Origin of the sequence: Bacillus cereus group sp. MG16, from assembly GCF_040459875.1 — a bacterium.
In the GTDB taxonomy this organism is placed as follows: domain Bacteria; phylum Bacillota; class Bacilli; order Bacillales; family Bacillaceae_G; genus Bacillus_A; species Bacillus_A paranthracis.
The window spans coordinates 398613-416624 of sequence record NZ_JARVHE010000001.1 but is presented as its reverse complement, the minus strand read 5'-3'; the positions used below and the strand labels follow the sequence as shown (position 1 = coordinate 416624).

Genomic DNA, 18012 nt, shown 5'->3' with positions numbered 1-18012 from the left:
CTTCAATACTCCCCTTATGATTTTTACAGTTTTCATAAAAAATTCCTTATGAAAAAAAGAGGCAACTAGATCTTACCAATCTAGTTGCTCCAAGAAGTTATATACATCCTCATGTAGCTCGTCACGCTGCTTATCAAGTGTAATGACATGCGTAGAGTCTTCATACCATTTAATGTCTTTTAACGTTGATTCTACACCGTTATAAATAATGTTCGCACTATCTGTATTAATCATTTCATCATGACGCGCTTGTACAACAAATGTTGGTGCATAAATCATGTCCACATTGTTACGTACGTCAGCAATTAATTGTTGTAATGCTTTTAATGTATTCATCGGTGTCTTTTGGAATTCCAACATTTCTTGTTCGATTTGCTCTGGTGATTTTTGCTCACGCTTTTTATATTCGCGGGCATATGCCAATATACCTTGGTACATCGTTTCTTCACTCTTAATATACATTGGTGCACACATTGGTACTACACCTAAAACCGGTACTGTATAACCTAATTTTAGTGAAAATACTCCGCCAAGTGACAATCCAACGACAGCAATTTTCTCAAACCCTTTATCTTTTAAAAGCTGATATGCCTCCGTTACGTCTTGCCACCAATCTTCAGGACCTGTATGAACAAGCTCTTCTGGCGGTACTCCGTGCCCTTTATAAATTGGCGCATGACAAGTGTAGCCTTTCTTTTCTAAGAAACGCCCTAACATACGTACATCAGCTGAGTTTCCTGTGAATCCATGTAGTAATAAAACAGCGCGGTCTCCACCCTCAAATGTAAATGGTTTCGGAGATGCTAATTTCATCATGTACTTCTCCTCTTTCTCTTCTGTAATCTAGTCGTATTCTTTCTATATCTAGTGTACCATATTTATATTTCTATAATCTAATTAGAAACATCTTTCAAATGGCAAAACAAAAAAAGAAGAACCATTAGTACATCTTACTAACGCTTCTTCTTTCAATTCTATAAGTTTAAGTACGTAACACCAATTGTTAATGCGAAGAACAATACAGCTAAAACAATTGTAATACGGTTTAATACCGCTTCAATTCCACGTGCTTTTTGCTTACCAAATAATTGCTCTGCACCGCCTGAAATTGCACCTGAAAGGCCTGAGCTATTACTAGACTGCATAAGTACCATAACAATCATTAAAATCGATACAATAATAAGTAAAACGGATAATAACGTATGCACTTGGCGTACCTCCTACAAAGATTCAGTTATTGTAACTGTAGCATAAATTCTATAGAAAAGCGAGAGCTATAAGGTTGCTCCCGCTTTTCTTCTATTACATGAACATCATTGCAAATAACGGCCCGAGCAAACATGTCAAAATGGCTGTTAATGTCATTGTTACCGATCCAATAACACCTTCATGTTCATTATTTTTCATCGCTCTCATAACACCCATAATATGAGAAGCACATCCAAATCCGATACCTTTACCAACTGAGTTTGTAACGCGGCTCCATTTTAATAAAAGCGGGCCGGTAATCGTTCCAGTAATACCTGCAATAACAACGAAAGCTGCTGTTAATGACGGTACACCACCAACTTGCTCTGAAACACTCATCGCAACTGGCATTGTCACTGATTTTGGTAAAGAAGATAAAATTAAGCTTTTATCTGTTCCCATAAGTGACGCAATAGCAAAGTCACTTGCAATGGCAACTGTTGTACCTACTAGTACCCCGCCGGCAATCGGTACAACATATTTTTGAAGAACGTGGCGTTGTTTATAAAGAGGAATTGCAAATGCTACAACACCGGGTCCAAGTAGCTTTGCAATCCAGCCACCACCACTTTCCATATAATGTTGATACGGTATATCAATCACGATAAATAGGAAAGCCATTAATCCTGTTGCTACAAGCATTGGAATGGTGAATGGTGTTGGAAATAATTTATAGATTTTTTTAGATAATTGATATAATAGCACCGTAAAAAGAACCCAACCGATCCCGATTAATATTTGACTCATCGCGACTCTCTTTCCTTTCTATTCGCAAGATATTGTCCTGTATGTCCTGCGACAATAATGATTAAAAATGTACTCGCTACAACTGTAATGAAAAGAGAAATTCCTTTACTCATAAAAAAAGCACCGTAATTCATTAGGCCAAGCGTTGGCGGAATTAATAAAAACGGCATAATAGCAACGAGTGTTTCTGCTCCTAAATCGAACCATTTCACTGGAAGAACTTTTAGGCTAAGTAAAACAAGTAAGAGGAACATTCCAATCAAACTTCCTGGGATTGGAATATTTAACATTTCTTGCACCCAAGTTCCAACCATATAAAAAACGTAAAGAGCAGCAATTTGGACAAGAATCTTTGTAAATTTCATGTTCATCATCCCTCTTGTTTATACGATCTTCTGTTAATATCTTTATCATAGTATAAATTGTAAAAAGCTGCAATTTATCAACTTGACATCAAAAAACGCCTATGTTATACGCTTACAACCTTGATATGACTACATTTCCAAGAGGAAATTAAGTCAAAAACCTTGACCTAATATAAGAAGTTTTTATTTTCTGAATTTTAAAGGTTGTTATTTCAATAAAATAATCTTTTTACCTTCAAGCTTACATATATATAAAGTGAAACTTTAATCAGTGGGGGGTTCTTTATCCCCCACTGATTATTAGCCCTCACCAATCGGACTTTAATAGGCAGCCCGATCCCACCTAAATTCTTTGCTTTCGCTGAATTTTGAGGTGGGGGTCTTACTGCCCATTAAAGTGGGATAAACAAGATAGGTGGTGAACATATGCCCAAAAAAGTTCTTATTTTTTGTGATCCTGGGATTGATGATACGATGGCTCTCCTCTTAGCATTCTTTATCGATGAAATAGAAATCATCGGTATTGTTGCTGATTACGGCAATGTTCCAAAAGAGATGGCCGTACAAAATGCTCATTTTCTTAAGAATGAAACAAAGAATAGAAATATTAAGATATTCGGTGGTTCAGAACGCCCTCTTACTGGTGCCCCGCCTGCTTTTTTTACAGAAGTACACGGGAAACAAGGGCTTGGGCCAATTATTCCAAATGGGAATGTGACTAACGGAGAAATGGAGAATTTCTTTGAAGTGATTCCTCTTATTGAACAGTATAAAGATGAATTAATCATTGTAAGTTTAGGAAGACTTACCTCTCTAGCAATTTTATTTATCATGTGCAAACAGTTAATGAAACAAATTAAATCTTACTACGTAATGGGCGGTGCCTTTTTACATCCTGGTAATGTCACCCCTATTTCTGAAGCAAACTTTTATGGTGATCCTACTGCCGCTAATATAGTCCTTCAATCCTCACCTAACATGTACATCTATCCATTAAACGTCACCCAATATTCCATCATTACACCAGAAATGGCTGAATATATTGAAGCAAAAGGAAAAGCCCCACTCGTCAAACCGTTATTCGATCATTATTACTACGGCTATTATAAAAATGCTCTACCACATTTAAAGGGTAGCCCCTTCCATGACACAATGCCAATACTCGCTTTACTTGATAACTCTATGTTTACGTATCACAAATCCCCTATCGTTGTCATGACAGAATCCTCTGCACAAGGAGCAAGCATAGGGGAATTTCGTTCTTTAGTGAACCAAAAGCCATTTATTGATTGGCCGGGTCATCAAATTGCAATTGATTTTGATTATAACCGTTTCTTTAAACATTTCATGTCACTTATGACGGGAGAACAATTTTAGCATAAAAAAAACAGACCGTGATTTCTCACGGTCTGTCGTTATTTTCTACAATTATCGTTTGATGTTGTAGAAAGATTTGATACCATCGTAAACAGCGATTTCGCCTAGTTCGTCTTCGATGCGTAATAATTGGTTGTACTTAGCAATACGGTCAGTACGGCTCATAGAACCAGTTTTGATTTGGCCAGCGTTAGTTGCAACTGCGATGTCAGCGATTGTAGCATCTTCAGTTTCACCAGAACGGTGAGATACAACTGCTGTGTAACCAGCACGTTTAGCCATTTCGATAGCTTCGAAAGTCTCAGTTAAAGTACCGATTTGGTTAACTTTAATTAAGATTGAGTTAGAGATACCTTTTTCGATACCTTCAGCAAGTTTTTGAGTGTTAGTTACGAATAAATCGTCACCAACTAATTGTACTTTGCTTCCAAGACGCTCAGTTAATAATTTGTGACCATCCCAGTCGTTTTCGTCTAAACCATCTTCGATAGAGATGATTGGGAAGTCTTTGCAAAGCTCTTCGTAGAAATCAACCATTTCTGCAGAAGTTAAGCCAGTACGGCCTTCGCCTGCAAGGTCATATTTACCAGTTTCTTTGTTGTAGAATTCAGAAGAAGCAACGTCCATTCCTAAGAATACGTTCTCGCCAGCTTTGTAACCAGCTTTTTCGATAGCTTCGATGATTACTTCTAATGCTTCACGGTTAGAACCAAGGTTTGGAGCGAATCCACCTTCGTCACCTACTGCAGTGTTAAGACCTTTGTCATGTAATACAGCTTTAAGTGCATGGAATACTTCAGCACCCATACGGATTGATTCTTTGAATGTTGGAGCACCAACTGGTAAGATCATGAACTCTTGGAAGTCTACGTTGTTATCAGCGTGAGAACCACCGTTGATGATGTTCATCATTGGAGTTGGTAATTGTTTTGCATTGAATCCACCAAGGTAACGGTATAATGGAAGACCTACGAAGTCAGCTGCTGCATGAGCTACTGCCATAGATACACCAAGGATAGCGTTAGCACCTAGTTTACCTTTGTTTGGAGTGCCATCTAATTCGATCATAGCACGGTCGATACCAGCTTGGTCAGTTACGTCGAAACCAACGATTTCTGGAGCGATAATTTCGTTAACGTTGTTTACTGCGTTAACAACACCTTTACCAAGGTAACGAGATTTGTCACCGTCACGTAATTCTACTGCTTCGTGTTCACCAGTAGATGCACCACTTGGTACGATAGCGCGTCCGAAAGCGCCGCTTTCTGTGTAAACTTCTACTTCTACAGTTGGGTTACCACGAGAGTCAAGGACTTCGCGAGCATAAACATCAATAATTGTTGACATAATAAATTCTCTCCTTTTTATATAAGCAAATTATTTAATAATTGTTTTACCTGTCATTTCTTTCGGTTGCTCAACACCAAGAAGTGTAAGCATAGTTGGAGCGATATCACCTAAGATACCACCTTCACGTAATTCTACGTCGTTCTTAGTAACAATGAAAGGAACCGGGTTAGTTGTATGAGCTGTCATTGGCTCTCCGTCAGAAGTTAATTCTTCGTCAGCATTACCATGGTCAGCAGTAATAAGTGCCACACCATCTTTTGCAAGAATCGCTTCTACAACTTTTCCTAAACATTCGTCAGTTGCTTCTACTGCTTTAATTGTTGGTTCCATCATCCCAGAATGGCCAACCATATCACAGTTCGCAAAGTTAAGAATGATAACATCATGTTTATCATTTTCGATTTCATTTACTAAAGCGTCCGTTACTTCGTAAATGCTCATTTCAGGTTTCAAGTCATACGTTGCAACCTTCGGTGAGTTAATTAAGATACGCTCTTCTCCTGGGAATTCAGCCTCACGACCACCGCTAAAGAAGAATGTAACGTGCGGATACTTTTCAGTTTCCGCGATGCGAAGTTGCTTTAATCCCGCTTGCGCAACAACTTCACCTAAAGTGTTATCAAGGTTCATTGGCTTGAATGCCACGTAACCATCTACTGTTTCACTAAAGTGTGTCATACATACGAATTCTGGAATGTGAGGTACTTTTTCACCACGATCGAACTCACGGAAGTCTTCGTTTGTAAATACACGAGCAATTTGAATTGCACGGTCTGGACGGAAGTTATAGAAGATAACTGCATCATCATCATTGATTGTTGCAACTGGCGTGTTATCTTCGTTAACAATTACAGACGGCAATACGAATTCATCGTAGATACCATTTGCATAAGAGTCTTCTACACACTCTTCTGCTGATTTATAAGTAGGTCCTTCACCATTCACCATAGCACGGTAACATTTTTCTACGCGATCCCAACGCTTGTCACGGTCCATGGAGTAATAACGACCAGAGATAGTCGCGAATTGTCCTACTCCTGTTTCTTTAATTACTTCATTTGTTGCATCAATATAGCTTTGTGCTGTTTTTGGTCCAACATCGCGACCATCTAAGAATGCATGAATGTATACTTTCTCAACGCCTTCTTTAGCTGCTAAGCGAAGAAGAGCAAACATGTGGTTCATGTGACTATGCACACCACCGTCAGAAAGTAAACCAAATAAATGAAGTGCAGTACCTTTTTCTTTTACGCTTTTAATTGCACTTTGGAACGTTTCGTTCTTATCGAACTCACCTTCACGAATTGCAACGTTTACGCGTGTTAAGCTTTGATATACAATGCGGCCAGCACCGATATTTAAGTGACCAACCTCAGAGTTACCCATTTGACCTTCTGGAAGACCTACTGCCTCGCCACAAGCTGTAAGCGTTGTGTGAGGGAATTTGTTCCAGTAACCATCAAAATTAGGTTTCTTAGCTTGTGCTACAGCATTCCCGTAAGTTTCTTCACGAAGTCCGAAACCGTCAAGAATAATTAGAGCTGTTGGCTTTCTCATTTTACCGCCTCCAGAAGACCTAAGAACGAAGCAGGCTCTAAGCTAGCACCGCCAACTAAAGCGCCGTCGATGTCAGATTGTGCCATGTACTCTTTAATGTTTTCTGGTTTTACGCTACCGCCGTATTGAATACGAACAGCTTCTGCAGCAGCTGGAGAAACAGCTTCTGCAACAACTTTACGGATGTGCGCACATACTTCGTTTGCATCTGCAGAAGAAGAAGATTTACCTGTACCGATAGCCCAGATTGGCTCATAAGCGATAACAGTTGCTTTAACTTGCTCTTCAGTTAAACCTGCAAGTGCTTTTGTCACTTGACCTGCTACTAGATCAAATGTTTTTCCGCTTTCGCGCTCTTCTAAAGTCTCACCACAACATACGATTGGTGTTAAACCATGTTCAAATGCTGCGATAGTCTTTTTGTTTACTGACTCATCTGTTTCAGCAAACATTTCACGACGCTCAGAGTGGCCAAGTACTACGTAGCCTACTTTTAAGTCGCTAAGTGCTACTGGGCTAATTTCGCCAGTGAATGCACCATTTTTTTCGAAGTGCATGTTTTGTGCACCTACTTGTAAATCAGTTCCTTCAGTCGCTGCTACAAGGCGCTCTAAGAATAGAGCTGGAGAGCAAACTACTGCATCAACAGCTGAAGCTGCTGGGATTTGACCTTTAACTTCCTCTACGAAGCTAACTGCTTCAGATAGAGTTTTATTCATTTTCCAGTTACCTGCGATAATTGGTTTACGCATGCTTTGCACCGTCCTTTTTCTTTGGCTGCTACTTATTTGTCGTTAAGACAAACTACACCTGGAAGCTCTTTACCTTCCATGAATTCTAATGACGCACCGCCGCCAGTAGAAATGTGGCTCATTTTATCAGCCATACCGAATTTTTCAACAGCTGCTGCAGAGTCACCACCGCCGATAACAGAGTATGTACCTTCTGCATCTGCTAATGCTTGTCCTACTGCTTTTGTACCTTCTGCGAATGGAGTCATTTCGAATACACCCATTGGTCCATTCCATACAACAAGCTTAGAGTTTTTAATTACATCTGCATAAATTTCACGTGTTTTAGGACCGATGTCCACGCCTTCCCAGTTAGAAGGGATAGAGTCGATACCAACGATTTTAGTTGTTGCAGTTTCAGAGAATTCCTCAGTGATTACAACATCAACTGGCATGTAGAAGTTTACGCCTTTTTCTTTTGCAAGTTGCATAAATTCTTTTGCTAGTTCAATCTTGTCGTCTTCACATAGAGATAGACCAATTTCATGACCTAAAGCTTTAACGAATGTGTAAGCAAGTCCGCCACCGATGATTAAGTTATCTACTTTGTCTAATAGATGACGAATTACACCGATTTTATCTTTTACTTTCGCCCCACCGATGATAGCTGTGAATGGACGATCTGGGTTAGAAAGTGCTTTTCCAAGAACATCTAACTCTTTTTCCATTAGTAAACCAGATACTGCTGGTAGGTAGTCCGCGATACCTGCTGTAGAAGCATGAGCACGGTGAGCTGCACCGAATGCATCGTTTACGAAGATGTCAGCAAGAGCTGCAAATTCTTTCGCAAGTTCTGCATCGTTCTTTTCTTCGCCCGCATAGAAACGTACGTTTTCAAGAACTAATACGTCGCCTTCGTTCATTGCTGCAACCATTTCTTGTGCAACTGGTCCGAATGCTTCGTCTGCTTTTTTAACATCTTTACCAAGAAGCTCGCCTAAACGTGCTGCTACTGGAGTAAGACGTAATTCTTCTACTACTTGACCTTTTGGACGGCCTAAGTGGCTTGCTAAAATAACTTTCGCACCTTGCTCTACTAAATATTGAATTGTAGGAAGAGCTGCACGGATACGAGTTTCATCTGTAATTTTGCCTTCTTTCATAGGTACGTTGAAGTCAACGCGGCAAAATACACGCTTACCTTTTAAATCTACGTCACGAATTGATTTTTTGTTCATTGGATTTCCCTCCGACTACTAGTTAGGATTGACAAAACCCACTCAAAAGCTTAACACATTTGCTTTTAAAACGAAAGAAGAGAGAGAGGGAACAAACCCTCTCCCTCGTTTTGTCATTGATAACTTATATAATTAAGAATTAAAGACCTTTTGAAGTCATGTAAGCTGCTAGGTCTACTACGCGGTTAGAGTAACCAGTTTCGTTATCGTACCAAGAAAGTACTTTAACCATGTTACCTTCCATTACCATTGTAGATAATGCATCGATTGTAGAAGAAGCTGTACATCCGTTATAGTCGATAGATACTAATGGCTCTTCGCTGTATCCAAGGATACCTTTTAATTCGCCTTCAGCTGCTGCTTTGAATGCTGCATTTACTTCTTCAACTGTTACTTCTTTATCAAGTTCAACAACTAGGTCAACTAGAGAAACGTTAGCAGTTGGAACACGTACAGCGCCACCGTTTAATTTACCTTTAAGTTCTGGTAATACTAATGCTACTGCTTTAGCTGCACCAGTAGATGTTGGGATCATGTTTTCAGCTGCTGCACGAGCACGACGTAAATCTTTGTGTGGTAAGTCTAAGATTTGTTGGTCGTTAGTGTAAGAGTGAATTGTTGTCATCATTCCGCGTTTTACGCCGAATTTTTCGTTTAATACTTTAGCGAATGGAGCTAAGCAGTTTGTAGTACAAGAAGCGTTAGATACTACGTTATGGCTAGCTGCATCGTATTGTTCGTGGTTAACACCCATAACTACAGTGATATCTTCGTCAGAAGCTGGAGCTGAGATGATAACTTTTTTAACTGATCCACCTAAGTGTTTTTCAGCGTCTGCTTTTTTAGTGAAACGGCCAGTAGATTCTACTACGATTTCTACTCCGTAGTCGCTCCATGGTAATTGTGCTGGGTCACGTTCAGCGATAACTTTAATTTCTTTACCGTTAACAACGATGCTGCTTTCGTTAGCAGATACTTCTGCGTTTAAAGTTCCGTGAACTGTGTCATATTTTAAAAGGTGAGCTAAAGTTTTAGCATCTGTTAAGTCGTTGATTGCTACTACTTCTACCTCTGGGTTGTTAAGTGCTGCGCGGAATACGTTACGTCCGATACGTCCAAATCCATTAATACCAATTTTAGTCATTTGAATTTCCTCCTTGGGGGATTATATTAAAGGGTAATACCCTTTGTTAACTGTTTTGCTGCACCTTCATCTGTAATTAGAATTGAAGTGTGCCCTTGTTTAATTACAGCCTGTATTGCCTTTGCCTTTGAAGAACCTCCAGCGACTGCAACAACGTGAGATACATTTTGTAAATCCTCTAGTTGCATACCAACTGTTCTTACTTTATGAACAACATTTCCTTGTTCATTAAAGTAGTAACCGAAAGCTTCGCCAACTGCTTCGCTTGCCTGAATCTTTAACCAATCTGCTTCTGAAGTATTTCTGCGACGTGCCATTGTTAACGCATCACCTATTCCATGAATGACGATATTGGAAGATCGAATCAACTCAAGAACTTCTTTCACGGAAGGCTCTGTCACAATAGACGCATATGCTTCGCTGCTAACATGGTCTGGAACATACAATAAGCGATAATTACTCATCGTATTTTGCGCCATCTTGGCACAAATAGTATTGGCTTCTAACTCGACGCCTTCTCCAATTCCACCACGTGCTGGGACAAATAGCATATGTAAATCTTTGCAATCAAGCTGCATCATGTCCGCAACAGCAGCTAGCGTAGTTCCTCCAGCCACAGCAACGATATTATTCGCTGTCAGACGGTCTTTTATACAAGTCACACAAGCACGGCCCATCTCCAGTTTGACCCAAGGCGATTCATCACTATCACCAGGGACAACGAAAACTTCATCCAAGTCTAATGTTTCCTTAAGTTGCTTTTCTAAAACCTTTAACCCGGAAATTTCTTTCATAAAGTCTTCCAAAGCAAGAACTAAAGCTGTTCCTTCTTCTGTCAAAGTCATTCCAGAAGAAGCGACGTGAACTAAGTTTTGTTCTTTCAAAACTTGAACTTCACTTCGCAATACTCGTTCTGTCATACCGAGACTTGCTGATAAGTTTCTTCTTCCAATTGGCTGCATGAGCCTAATGTATTGAAGAATTTGCATTCTCGTTTGCATAACAGGTAGCAGATCAGGTAATAATTTTTTTGTGTTCTGAATCCATGAGCGCATATCTTTTCTCCTCACTACATCGGTTCATTTTCCCTCGTGGTCACTTTACGTCCCGTAGTGACATTTTGTGTCCCACATAGGTTAAAAAAATAATCCCTGCTACGTGTATTATTGTAACAGGAGATAGAAACTTATTCAACTCTTAACTGCATTCTTTATATAGTTTATTATGACACCTTTGTGAATGTTACCATATTCTACTTGTTTTCCGTCTATTTCTACAACCGGAATCATTAGGTGATATTTTTCTAAAAGGTCATTATCTTCATATATATCTATTTCCTCAATTTGAAAAGAATATTCACATTGTACTTCCTGTAAAACTTGTTTCGCCTTCACGCAAAGGCCACAATCATTTTTTGTATACAGTACAACTTTCATCTTCTTCACCTATCCGATCGTTTTTCGTAATGACGACGCTGGGATGTGCATTTGCTCTCTATACTTCGCCACTGTTCTTCGAGAAATAACGATTTCATGCTCTTCTTCTAATAATTTTGAAATCTTTTGGTCTGAAAGTGGCTTTTTCTTATTCTCCGCCTCAACAAGCGTTTGAATAAATTGTTTTACACGCTTTGTAGAAACTGCTTCATCTTCAGTAGTCGAAACGGCATTACTAAAGAACGATTTCATCTCAAATAAACCGTGTGGTGTTTGCACATATTTATTTCGCGTTGCACGACTAATTGTCGATTCATGCACGCTTAGCTCTTCTGCTACTTCTTTTAAAGCGAGCGGCTTTAAATACTCCGGACCTTTCCAGAAGAAATCACGTTGTTTTTCCATAATAATGGTCATCACTTGCAAAAGCGTTTGTTTTCTCTGTTTCAAACTACGCATAATCCACTGTACATGCTGATACTTTTCTGAAACGTAAGATGCTACTTCACTTTCACTATTATTAAGAAGCGCACTATATTCAGAATGAATTTCAATTCTCGGCATATTTCTCTCATTCATTTGTAAAACGAGACGATCGCCATCTTTTTTCACTGCCATATCAGGCACAATATAAAGTGGTTTATCAGAAGAAAACGCAAGACCTGGTTTTGGTTGTAATGACGTTATACAGTTCACCGCCGATTGCAATTCCTCATTACTACACTTCAACACTTGAACGAGCTTTCGCCAATCTTTCTTCACGAAATAAGCGAAATGATCTTCTACAACCTCTTCTGCTAATCCATTCCGTCTTTGTAAGCGCTTCAATTGTAAAGTTAGACATTCCTGAATATTACGCGCTCCTACCCCTGCTGGCTCCAGTGATTGGACAAGCTCTACAGAGCGGTCAACTACATGAAGTGGTACGGAAAGAAGATTTGCTAACTCTTCATTCGTTTCTTGTAAATACCCATTTCCATCCATGTTCATAATAATGAAAGAAGCTACTTTTCGCTCTTCTTCCTCTATTTTATAATACTGTATTTGATTTAATAAATGTTGCTGAATCGTTGTAGAATCCACACTGTAGATTTCCATCTGATTCTCGACTTGTTTGCTGGTACTTTTACTGTTGTTAGAGCTCTTTTTCTTCTCCCTCTCAAAACCACCTAACTCAATAAGGGGATTCTCTAACGATTGCTCATACAAAAACTCCGATAATTCTTGTACATTATACTGGAGCATTGTAATCGCTTGCCTTAACTCTTGTGTCATTGCCAAACGTAAGCTTTGTTCTTGTAAAAGACTTGCCTTCAAACTAATCTCCCCCTTGTTTCTATTGTACAATAAGTTTGGTAAAAGGAGAATGCTATCACAGACACCCATTCCAAAATATTATTAATTTATATGTATTAATGAGATTTACAACTTAAAACCGAAATTTGAATAATATTGAAAGAAAATAATAAAGGAATTAAATTATAACCAAGTACTAATAGTAAATCTTATTATCAGATATAACAAGAGGGAAATAAAAAAAGTCCTAACCTACAAAACGTAAGTTAGGACTTTTTGACGCGCCCAGAGGGATTCGAACCCCCGGCAGACGTGGTACCGGAAACCACACGGTAACGGTTATGTAAAATTATCAGTAAAATCAAGGTTTTACCTTGCATGTAATGTAGAAATAAAAATGTTTGAAATGAACATACAACGGTATGTATGCTAAACTATTTCGATTATAAAATCGCTTGCGTACTTTTTTCAATATTAATTTCATTTCTTCTATTGTTTCACCTTTGTTTTAAAATACAAATTAATGTGTAGGTAATTGATGTTTTGAGATCATTGCTACTGGAATCTGAACAGTTCCATAAGATGCACCACAAGTAAAAACGGACCCTATCATATTCATTATAGCTTCATGTCTTTCTGTTTCACTTCTAGACTTATTATTCAGTATCGTATCTATCATTTCTTCACATTGTTTATATTTCACCATTGCTTCAGCTTGAATCATTTCAAAAATTCCTTTCTCATTTCCCTCATAATTGTCTAACATTCTTAGAATCCCTGAAATTTTTTCGTCCATGTTGTTAACTATCAGTTATTTTAGGACTATCTTTTACATGTTTGCTTCTGAATCCCATACCTCTACAAATTCAAAACCTTTTAAATCACTTTCTAAAATTGCATTTCTTAATTCATCCGATACAAAGACGGAAGGAATATGTAATATTTCATTTAAGTAAACTTTAAATATTGTTTGGTTCTTAACCATATTAGATAAGAATGCGTATTTTTTAAAATCTATTACTAAACCAGAACGTAATTTCTTTAGTATAGCTTTTTCATAGTCAACAGCATCTATTGCATTTAAAACGTTAATTATATAATATACTTCGCCTGTCACATCATGAATTAGGGGAAGAAATTCTACATTATCAACCAGCTTAGGTTCTAGGAATTTTTTAGCTTTCTCACTAACCATTGGTGTACCAACTTCTCCCCAAAAATGAGGGAAATCACTTTGCTTTCCTTCTTCTACACATTTAATACGTATTTCTCCCCATGAATTAGATGCTTTTGCTGCCGAGTCAATTTTCCCTTCAAAATACTTTTTAGAATCTTCTTCTAAATTCAATAATTGAAAGGATTCATAGTCATCAAATGAACTCTTTAATTCCCAAATTTTCATTTTTACTCTCCTTTGCTATTTTTCTATTATAAATAAGATTACTTTTTCTTCGGTTTATTTAATTTTAATTCACCATCCAATAAACGTTCTCTGATATCATGTAAAGCTTCAACAGCATCTTCTTGCGTACCGCCCCGTTTCTTAACAAGACTTAATACTCTCTCTACTTCAAGTATGTACTCTGAACTATGCTTTCCTATATGTAAGACTTCAGTAGTCACGTATTCATTAACTTTATAAGGTAAAAATACTCCATTAGCCGCCGAATCAGGATCTATCCCAAATTCCCTTAATAATTTTTGTGCCTTTTCTGCCCTACTATCGTTCCAAGGTGTTAGATGATGTGCTGCATTAGAATATGGGGGTGGTTCAATCCCTGCATCCTTAAGTTCTTCACGCAATATTTTAGATGCTGTATACGAATCAGGATACTTATTTTTCACTTCAACTCTATCAAGAACTTTATCCGCATAATCTTTTATTACTTCTTGTACATCTTTAACCCTACTTCTTCCACCAGCTTTTGAAAACATAAATGTATCACGGGCTTCTTGTAAAGCTTCCAAAGTTTTTATCTGATTGCCACCAAAGCCACTAGTACCTGCAAATGCAAATCGTTCTTTCAATGGTAATTGATTCGAAACGGACGAGATACCTTTTGAGAAATTTGTTAGATTGGTGCCTTTTGAAAGTGTAGTTACTTTACTTATTCCTTTATCACCAATCAATCCTAATCCAAACCCCATAAAAATACCCGTTCCCCATCTTGTACGACTTTCTGCATCGCCATGCCAAAAATCATTCATAAATGAATCCGAAATAGTATTCCAAGCAGTAGAAATTGTCTCTATAGGGTGACCTATAGCATACTTAATGTTTTCTTTTGTTACTGTATCGTCTAGTGAATCAAACCCTTCTACAATCCCTCCGATAACTTGCCCAGAACCAATGTATATACCGTCCCAAATTTTTCTAAGCATAGATTTTTCCGAGGGTTTGCCGCACATTGCCCCTTCTTTTACCTTTTCATCTGATAAATTACCCTCATAAAGTTCATCAACATTACGAAATTTTCAGCAGCGTGCATTAGTTCTTCTGCAATCTTATCAAATTGCCGAAACACATTAAACATTTGAGGTTTTGTTTCATTAAACATCTGATAAAACCTTTGACTCGTTGCACCATTCCACATTGAAGCTACGTATTCCGTTTGGTTATATAAATCTTTATGTATTTGTTCTAATCTATTTTTAGTTTCAAGAACTAGCTTTGCCGATTGTTCCAACCGTTCAGGTGTTACCTTTATTTGAACCATATAGCCCTTCCTTCCCTTAATATTCCACAAGAAAATCATACTATGTTGGCTTGTTTTTTCGCACCAAAAATTTGAATTTACTAAATACAATGAATTAATGAATTTTTCCTTTTAAAATCAAATTGTCAAACTAATGTTGAGAAATATTGAAATTCAATTTCCATTATATTCTATTCTTGTTATCATTTAATGTAAGACTATTCAGAAAAGGAAGGGATTTCATGCATGTTCCAGTGAAGGAGAATGAAAAGGTTACAAAGTTACTTAATGACTGGTATCAAGCTATACTACAACATCAAAATGTACAAGCAACAAACTTAAAACAAGAAATTGAAGATAAGCTTTCCAGCATAAAAGAAGATAAAAATTTATTATTATACTATTCGTTATTAGACTTTAGATATAAAGTACTAGCCGATGGACTTAACATTACAAAAGATAGCTTTAATGAAATTAACTCCTTTGATATACCTAATAGTAGTTTTTTATCCTACTATTACCACTTCTTTAAAGGCATTCATGAAGCGATGATTTCAAATTACACTAAAGCTAGAGAAGAATTTGAAAAAGCGGAAAAGCTTTTAATGTACGCACTGAATGAATTAGAGGAAGCTGAATTTAATTACCGCATTGCTTCATTCCACTATCAAACATACCAACCTTTAATTGCAATTCAATATGTAACGAAGGCAAAAGATATCTTTTCTAAACATACGGGATATGAAGTTAATATAGCTTCCTGTGACAATGTTTATGGGCTATCCTGCATAGATTTAAGACAATTTGAACAGGCGGAAATCAATCTAAATTCTGCGTTAGATATTCTACAAAAACACAATGAAGAATCTCTAGTCCTTAGAGTACGACACAACTTAGCGTGGTTATACGCGAATCAAAATCTTTCAAATTTAGCAATTCGACATGTATCCAAAGTGACGAAAAAGAACCCTAAACACTTCAAAGCTATTTTTGTAGAAGCACGTGAGTATTATAAATTAGGCGAACATACTCTTGCCGAAGAATTGATTGAAAACGGTCTACGTATTTGTAATGAACTTGAAAACAAAGAACTTCTACCTCATTTTATGATTCTAAAAGAACTAAATAATAAAACTTCCGCATTATTTTTAGAAAAAGTAATTTTAGAAGGGATTTCTTACTTTAAAAAAGAAAAACTATGGGACTGCGTGCAAGAATACACTGAAATTTTAGCAAATGCATTCTATCAAGAAGAAAATCATGTACAAGCTAGTAAGTATTTTTATATGAGTAATGAAGCAAGGAGAAAATATGAAGAAAAAGGGGCGTTAAAGTAATGAAAAAGATTGGATTAACAATAGTTGGATTATCTGTATTAGGAATTGCGTCTTTAGGATTAGGGCATACAAATGAAATAGCAAAAACAAAACAAAAACTAATAGCAGTAAATATAGGCGATACTTGGTCACCTCAAAGACCTGATTTAGCTTATAGTCATGGTCATACTGGTGGTTCTCCTGAATATACACATGGAGAAGGTTGGTCTCCATCTTACGCACATGGAAATACTGGTATTGTAAATAATGAAGCGGAGGGTGACACACCTGCACCACAAGCATAATTTTATAATTAATAAAGTAAAGTCATACTATTTTGTATGGCTTTTTTGTTATTTCATAATTCTATACTTCGCTTATTTATTTAACTTTATATAGGTTTAAACTACTTTAAATCACTTTATTTCACCTACATAACTGCACTTTATAAATAAAGTCTAATACAGTGTAAGCATTAAAATTAAATACAAATAAAGCAAATTACGTATTTTACTTATATAAGTTAAGATGAAATAAAGACAATTAAAGTATATTACATCTATTTAAGGAAACAATGATTTAACTTTCACTTTCAATAAACAAAAAAGCAACTGTAATTAACAGCCGCCTTCCATGCCACATAATCTCTATATCCTACATAGGATGTCTTATCGATCATCGCAAATCGTTGCTTTATTTGATTGTCTGTTAATGTGTATATCTTTTGTTCATCTACCTTTATCTTTCTAACTCCCATAACGGGATTATTTTCGATAACCATTTCTTTTTCCAAACGGTTAAAAATCGCCCTAACAGGTGATAACTCTCTTTCTTTTAACAGATGATTCACATACTTCCTTATACCCTCTTTCGTAACATCTGTAATTAACTGGCGGTCAATTGTCTTAATAAACTCCGCCCAAAACATTCTATAATCGCTTATAGTCCGTTCTCTGTACCCTTCAGCTAAATAAGTTCTAAAGCCCTATTAACAGTGATAGACGGCTTATATAGAATAATATCTGATCAACATCACGTCTCTTTCCAACAGCACGCCTTTTAATTCTTTTCATAACAAAACCCCTATACACGATTATTTCTAATCACATACAAGGGGTATTGTAAATTTACTATTTATAACGCGCCCAGAGGGATTCGAACCCCCGGCAGACGTGGTACCGGAAACCACCGCTCTATCCGACTGAGCTATGGGCGCATGAAGAGTATGATAATATCAACGGTTTGCCTCCGTCTTGTCTCGATTTGTTTTTACCGAAAGTTTAACGTAGGACACGAACCCCTAAACGATGGAGTTCTCTGTTTTACATAGTGATATTATAGCTTGTTTCCCGCATTAAGTGCAATAATATTATTTCCTTCATAGCCATTTCATTTCCTTTTTCTTCCTCGTTGAATACTTGCACTTACTACCGTCAAGGCAAATCTTTCTCAAGTCCATTCTCCATATCAAATGCTACAATACTTAGAATAAAACCTAAAGGAGTGATTCA

Annotated in this window: 18 protein-coding genes, 1 tRNA gene and 1 pseudogene; 3 read left to right on the top strand and 17 right to left on the bottom strand. The window is 37.3% G+C overall.

Annotated elements, in window-relative coordinates; all coding sequences use genetic code 11:
- Positions 1-72 precede the first annotated feature (72 nt).
- The 4 genes from estA to QCI73_RS02020 form a co-directional block, all read right to left on the bottom strand.
- Positions 73-813: a carboxylesterase gene (gene estA, locus QCI73_RS02035; RefSeq protein ID WP_000761976.1), complete on the bottom strand. Its 741-nt coding sequence runs from the start codon at positions 811-813 to the stop codon at positions 73-75.
- A gap of 161 nt (positions 814-974) precedes the next feature.
- A complete protein-coding gene (gene secG, locus QCI73_RS02030; protein ID WP_000557262.1) occupies positions 975-1208 on the bottom strand; it encodes a preprotein translocase subunit SecG in 234 nt (77 codons plus the stop codon).
- 94 nt (positions 1209-1302) lie between these two features.
- A complete protein-coding gene (locus QCI73_RS02025) occupies positions 1303-1995 on the bottom strand; it encodes an LrgB family protein (RefSeq protein ID WP_353822418.1) in 693 nt (230 codons plus the stop codon).
- Positions 1992-2360, bottom strand: a complete 369-nt coding sequence (locus tag QCI73_RS02020) for a CidA/LrgA family holin-like protein (protein ID WP_000673222.1) — start codon at positions 2358-2360, stop codon at positions 1992-1994. The genes QCI73_RS02025 and QCI73_RS02020 overlap by 4 nt, the downstream gene beginning before the upstream one ends.
- A 426-nt stretch (positions 2361-2786) precedes the next feature.
- Between QCI73_RS02020 and QCI73_RS02015 the strand changes: the two genes are divergently transcribed.
- Positions 2787-3737, top strand: a complete 951-nt coding sequence (locus QCI73_RS02015) for a nucleoside hydrolase (protein WP_353822417.1) — start codon at positions 2787-2789, stop codon at positions 3735-3737.
- Between the two features lie 51 nt (positions 3738-3788).
- Here the strand turns inward: QCI73_RS02015 and eno are convergent, their stop codons facing one another.
- The 11 genes and pseudogenes from eno to QCI73_RS01960 form a co-directional block, all read right to left on the bottom strand.
- On the bottom strand, positions 3789-5084 hold the full coding sequence (gene eno, locus QCI73_RS02010; protein WP_000103957.1) for a phosphopyruvate hydratase: 1296 nt from the start codon (positions 5082-5084) through the stop codon (positions 3789-3791).
- A gap of 30 nt (positions 5085-5114) precedes the next feature.
- Positions 5115-6644 (bottom strand): 2,3-bisphosphoglycerate-independent phosphoglycerate mutase, encoded by a 1530-nt coding sequence (gene gpmI, locus QCI73_RS02005; protein ID WP_001231150.1) that lies wholly within the window; start codon positions 6642-6644, stop codon positions 5115-5117.
- Positions 6641-7396, bottom strand: a complete 756-nt coding sequence (gene tpiA / locus QCI73_RS02000) for a triose-phosphate isomerase (RefSeq protein WP_001231036.1) — start codon at positions 7394-7396, stop codon at positions 6641-6643. Before tpiA ends, gpmI begins: the two co-directional genes overlap by 4 nt.
- Positions 7397-7428: 32 nt before the next feature.
- A complete protein-coding gene (locus QCI73_RS01995; protein ID WP_138320766.1) occupies positions 7429-8613 on the bottom strand; it encodes a phosphoglycerate kinase in 1185 nt (394 codons plus the stop codon).
- 139 nt (positions 8614-8752) lie between these two features.
- Positions 8753-9757, bottom strand: coding sequence for a type I glyceraldehyde-3-phosphate dehydrogenase (gap, locus tag QCI73_RS01990; RefSeq protein WP_000161231.1), 1005 nt, complete (start codon positions 9755-9757; stop codon positions 8753-8755).
- A 26-nt stretch (positions 9758-9783) separates the two neighbouring features.
- Positions 9784-10812 (bottom strand): gapA transcriptional regulator CggR, encoded by a 1029-nt coding sequence (cggR, locus tag QCI73_RS01985; RefSeq protein ID WP_001258187.1) that lies wholly within the window; start codon positions 10810-10812, stop codon positions 9784-9786.
- A 135-nt stretch (positions 10813-10947) separates the two neighbouring features.
- Positions 10948-11193: a glutaredoxin family protein gene (locus QCI73_RS01980; RefSeq protein ID WP_000869738.1), complete on the bottom strand. Its 246-nt coding sequence runs from the start codon at positions 11191-11193 to the stop codon at positions 10948-10950.
- Between the two features lie 9 nt (positions 11194-11202).
- Positions 11203-12510 carry an RNA polymerase factor sigma-54 gene (gene rpoN, locus QCI73_RS01975; RefSeq protein ID WP_000647974.1) on the bottom strand — a complete coding sequence of 436 codons (1308 nt, stop codon included), beginning with the start codon at positions 12508-12510 and terminating at the stop codon, positions 11203-11205.
- Between the two features lie 499 nt (positions 12511-13009).
- Positions 13010-13285 carry a hypothetical protein gene (locus QCI73_RS01970; protein ID WP_041184157.1) on the bottom strand — a complete coding sequence of 92 codons (276 nt, stop codon included), beginning with the start codon at positions 13283-13285 and terminating at the stop codon, positions 13010-13012.
- Positions 13286-13318: 33 nt separating this feature from the next.
- Entirely contained in the window at positions 13319-13891 is a 573-nt protein-coding gene (locus tag QCI73_RS01965; protein ID WP_073524373.1) for an imm11 family protein, read from the bottom strand.
- Positions 13892-13929: 38 nt separating this feature from the next.
- Positions 13930-15206: pseudogene (locus QCI73_RS01960) on the bottom strand (WXG100 family type VII secretion target).
- Positions 15207-15427: 221 nt separating this feature from the next.
- On the opposite strand from QCI73_RS01960, the gene QCI73_RS01955 reads away from it, so the two are divergent.
- Both QCI73_RS01955 and QCI73_RS01950 read left to right on the top strand, forming a co-directional pair.
- Positions 15428-16522, top strand: a complete 1095-nt coding sequence (locus QCI73_RS01955; protein WP_327922722.1) for a response regulator aspartate phosphatase — start codon at positions 15428-15430, stop codon at positions 16520-16522.
- Positions 16522-16806: a hypothetical protein gene (locus QCI73_RS01950; RefSeq protein ID WP_000719637.1), complete on the top strand. Its 285-nt coding sequence runs from the start codon at positions 16522-16524 to the stop codon at positions 16804-16806. Before QCI73_RS01955 ends, QCI73_RS01950 begins: the two co-directional genes overlap by 1 nt.
- A gap of 287 nt (positions 16807-17093) precedes the next feature.
- Here QCI73_RS01950 and QCI73_RS01945 read toward each other — a convergent pair whose 3' ends face one another.
- Entirely contained in the window at positions 17094-17429 is a 336-nt protein-coding gene (locus tag QCI73_RS01945) for a hypothetical protein (protein WP_327922723.1), read from the bottom strand.
- A gap of 212 nt (positions 17430-17641) precedes the next feature.
- Positions 17642-17717: transfer RNA gene (locus QCI73_RS01940), tRNA-Arg, on the bottom strand.
- Between the last annotated feature and the right edge of the window lie 295 nt (positions 17718-18012).

Excerpts from the sequence above, each read along its gene's own strand:
- eno (WP_000103957.1), bottom strand. The coding sequence starts at position 5,084 with ATGTCAACAATTATTGATGTTTATGCTCGCGAAGTCCTTGACTCTCGT.
- QCI73_RS01955 (WP_327922722.1), top strand. The coding sequence starts at position 15,428 with ATGCATGTTCCAGTGAAGGAGAATGAAAAGGTTACAAAGTTACTTAAT.
- QCI73_RS01965 (WP_073524373.1), bottom strand. The coding sequence starts at position 13,891 with ATGAAAATTTGGGAATTAAAGAGTTCATTTGATGACTATGAATCCTTT.
- QCI73_RS01970 (WP_041184157.1), bottom strand. The coding sequence starts at position 13,285 with ATGGACGAAAAAATTTCAGGGATTCTAAGAATGTTAGACAATTATGAG.
- tpiA (WP_001231036.1), bottom strand. The coding sequence starts at position 7,396 with ATGCGTAAACCAATTATCGCAGGTAACTGGAAAATGAATAAAACTCTA.
- estA (WP_000761976.1), bottom strand. The coding sequence starts at position 813 with ATGAAATTAGCATCTCCGAAACCATTTACATTTGAGGGTGGAGACCGC.
- QCI73_RS02020 (WP_000673222.1), bottom strand. The coding sequence starts at position 2,360 with ATGAAATTTACAAAGATTCTTGTCCAAATTGCTGCTCTTTACGTTTTT.
- cggR (WP_001258187.1), bottom strand. The coding sequence starts at position 10,812 with ATGCGCTCATGGATTCAGAACACAAAAAAATTATTACCTGATCTGCTA.
- QCI73_RS01950 (WP_000719637.1), top strand. The coding sequence starts at position 16,522 with ATGAAAAAGATTGGATTAACAATAGTTGGATTATCTGTATTAGGAATT.
- gap (WP_000161231.1), bottom strand. The coding sequence starts at position 9,757 with ATGACTAAAATTGGTATTAATGGATTTGGACGTATCGGACGTAACGTA.
- QCI73_RS01995 (WP_138320766.1), bottom strand. The coding sequence starts at position 8,613 with ATGAACAAAAAATCAATTCGTGACGTAGATTTAAAAGGTAAGCGTGTA.
- QCI73_RS02025 (WP_353822418.1), bottom strand. The coding sequence starts at position 1,995 with ATGAGTCAAATATTAATCGGGATCGGTTGGGTTCTTTTTACGGTGCTA.
- QCI73_RS02015 (WP_353822417.1), top strand. The coding sequence starts at position 2,787 with ATGCCCAAAAAAGTTCTTATTTTTTGTGATCCTGGGATTGATGATACG.
- gpmI (WP_001231150.1), bottom strand. The coding sequence starts at position 6,644 with ATGAGAAAGCCAACAGCTCTAATTATTCTTGACGGTTTCGGACTTCGT.
- QCI73_RS01980 (WP_000869738.1), bottom strand. The coding sequence starts at position 11,193 with ATGAAAGTTGTACTGTATACAAAAAATGATTGTGGCCTTTGCGTGAAG.
- QCI73_RS01945 (WP_327922723.1), bottom strand. The coding sequence starts at position 17,429 with ATGTTTTGGGCGGAGTTTATTAAGACAATTGACCGCCAGTTAATTACA.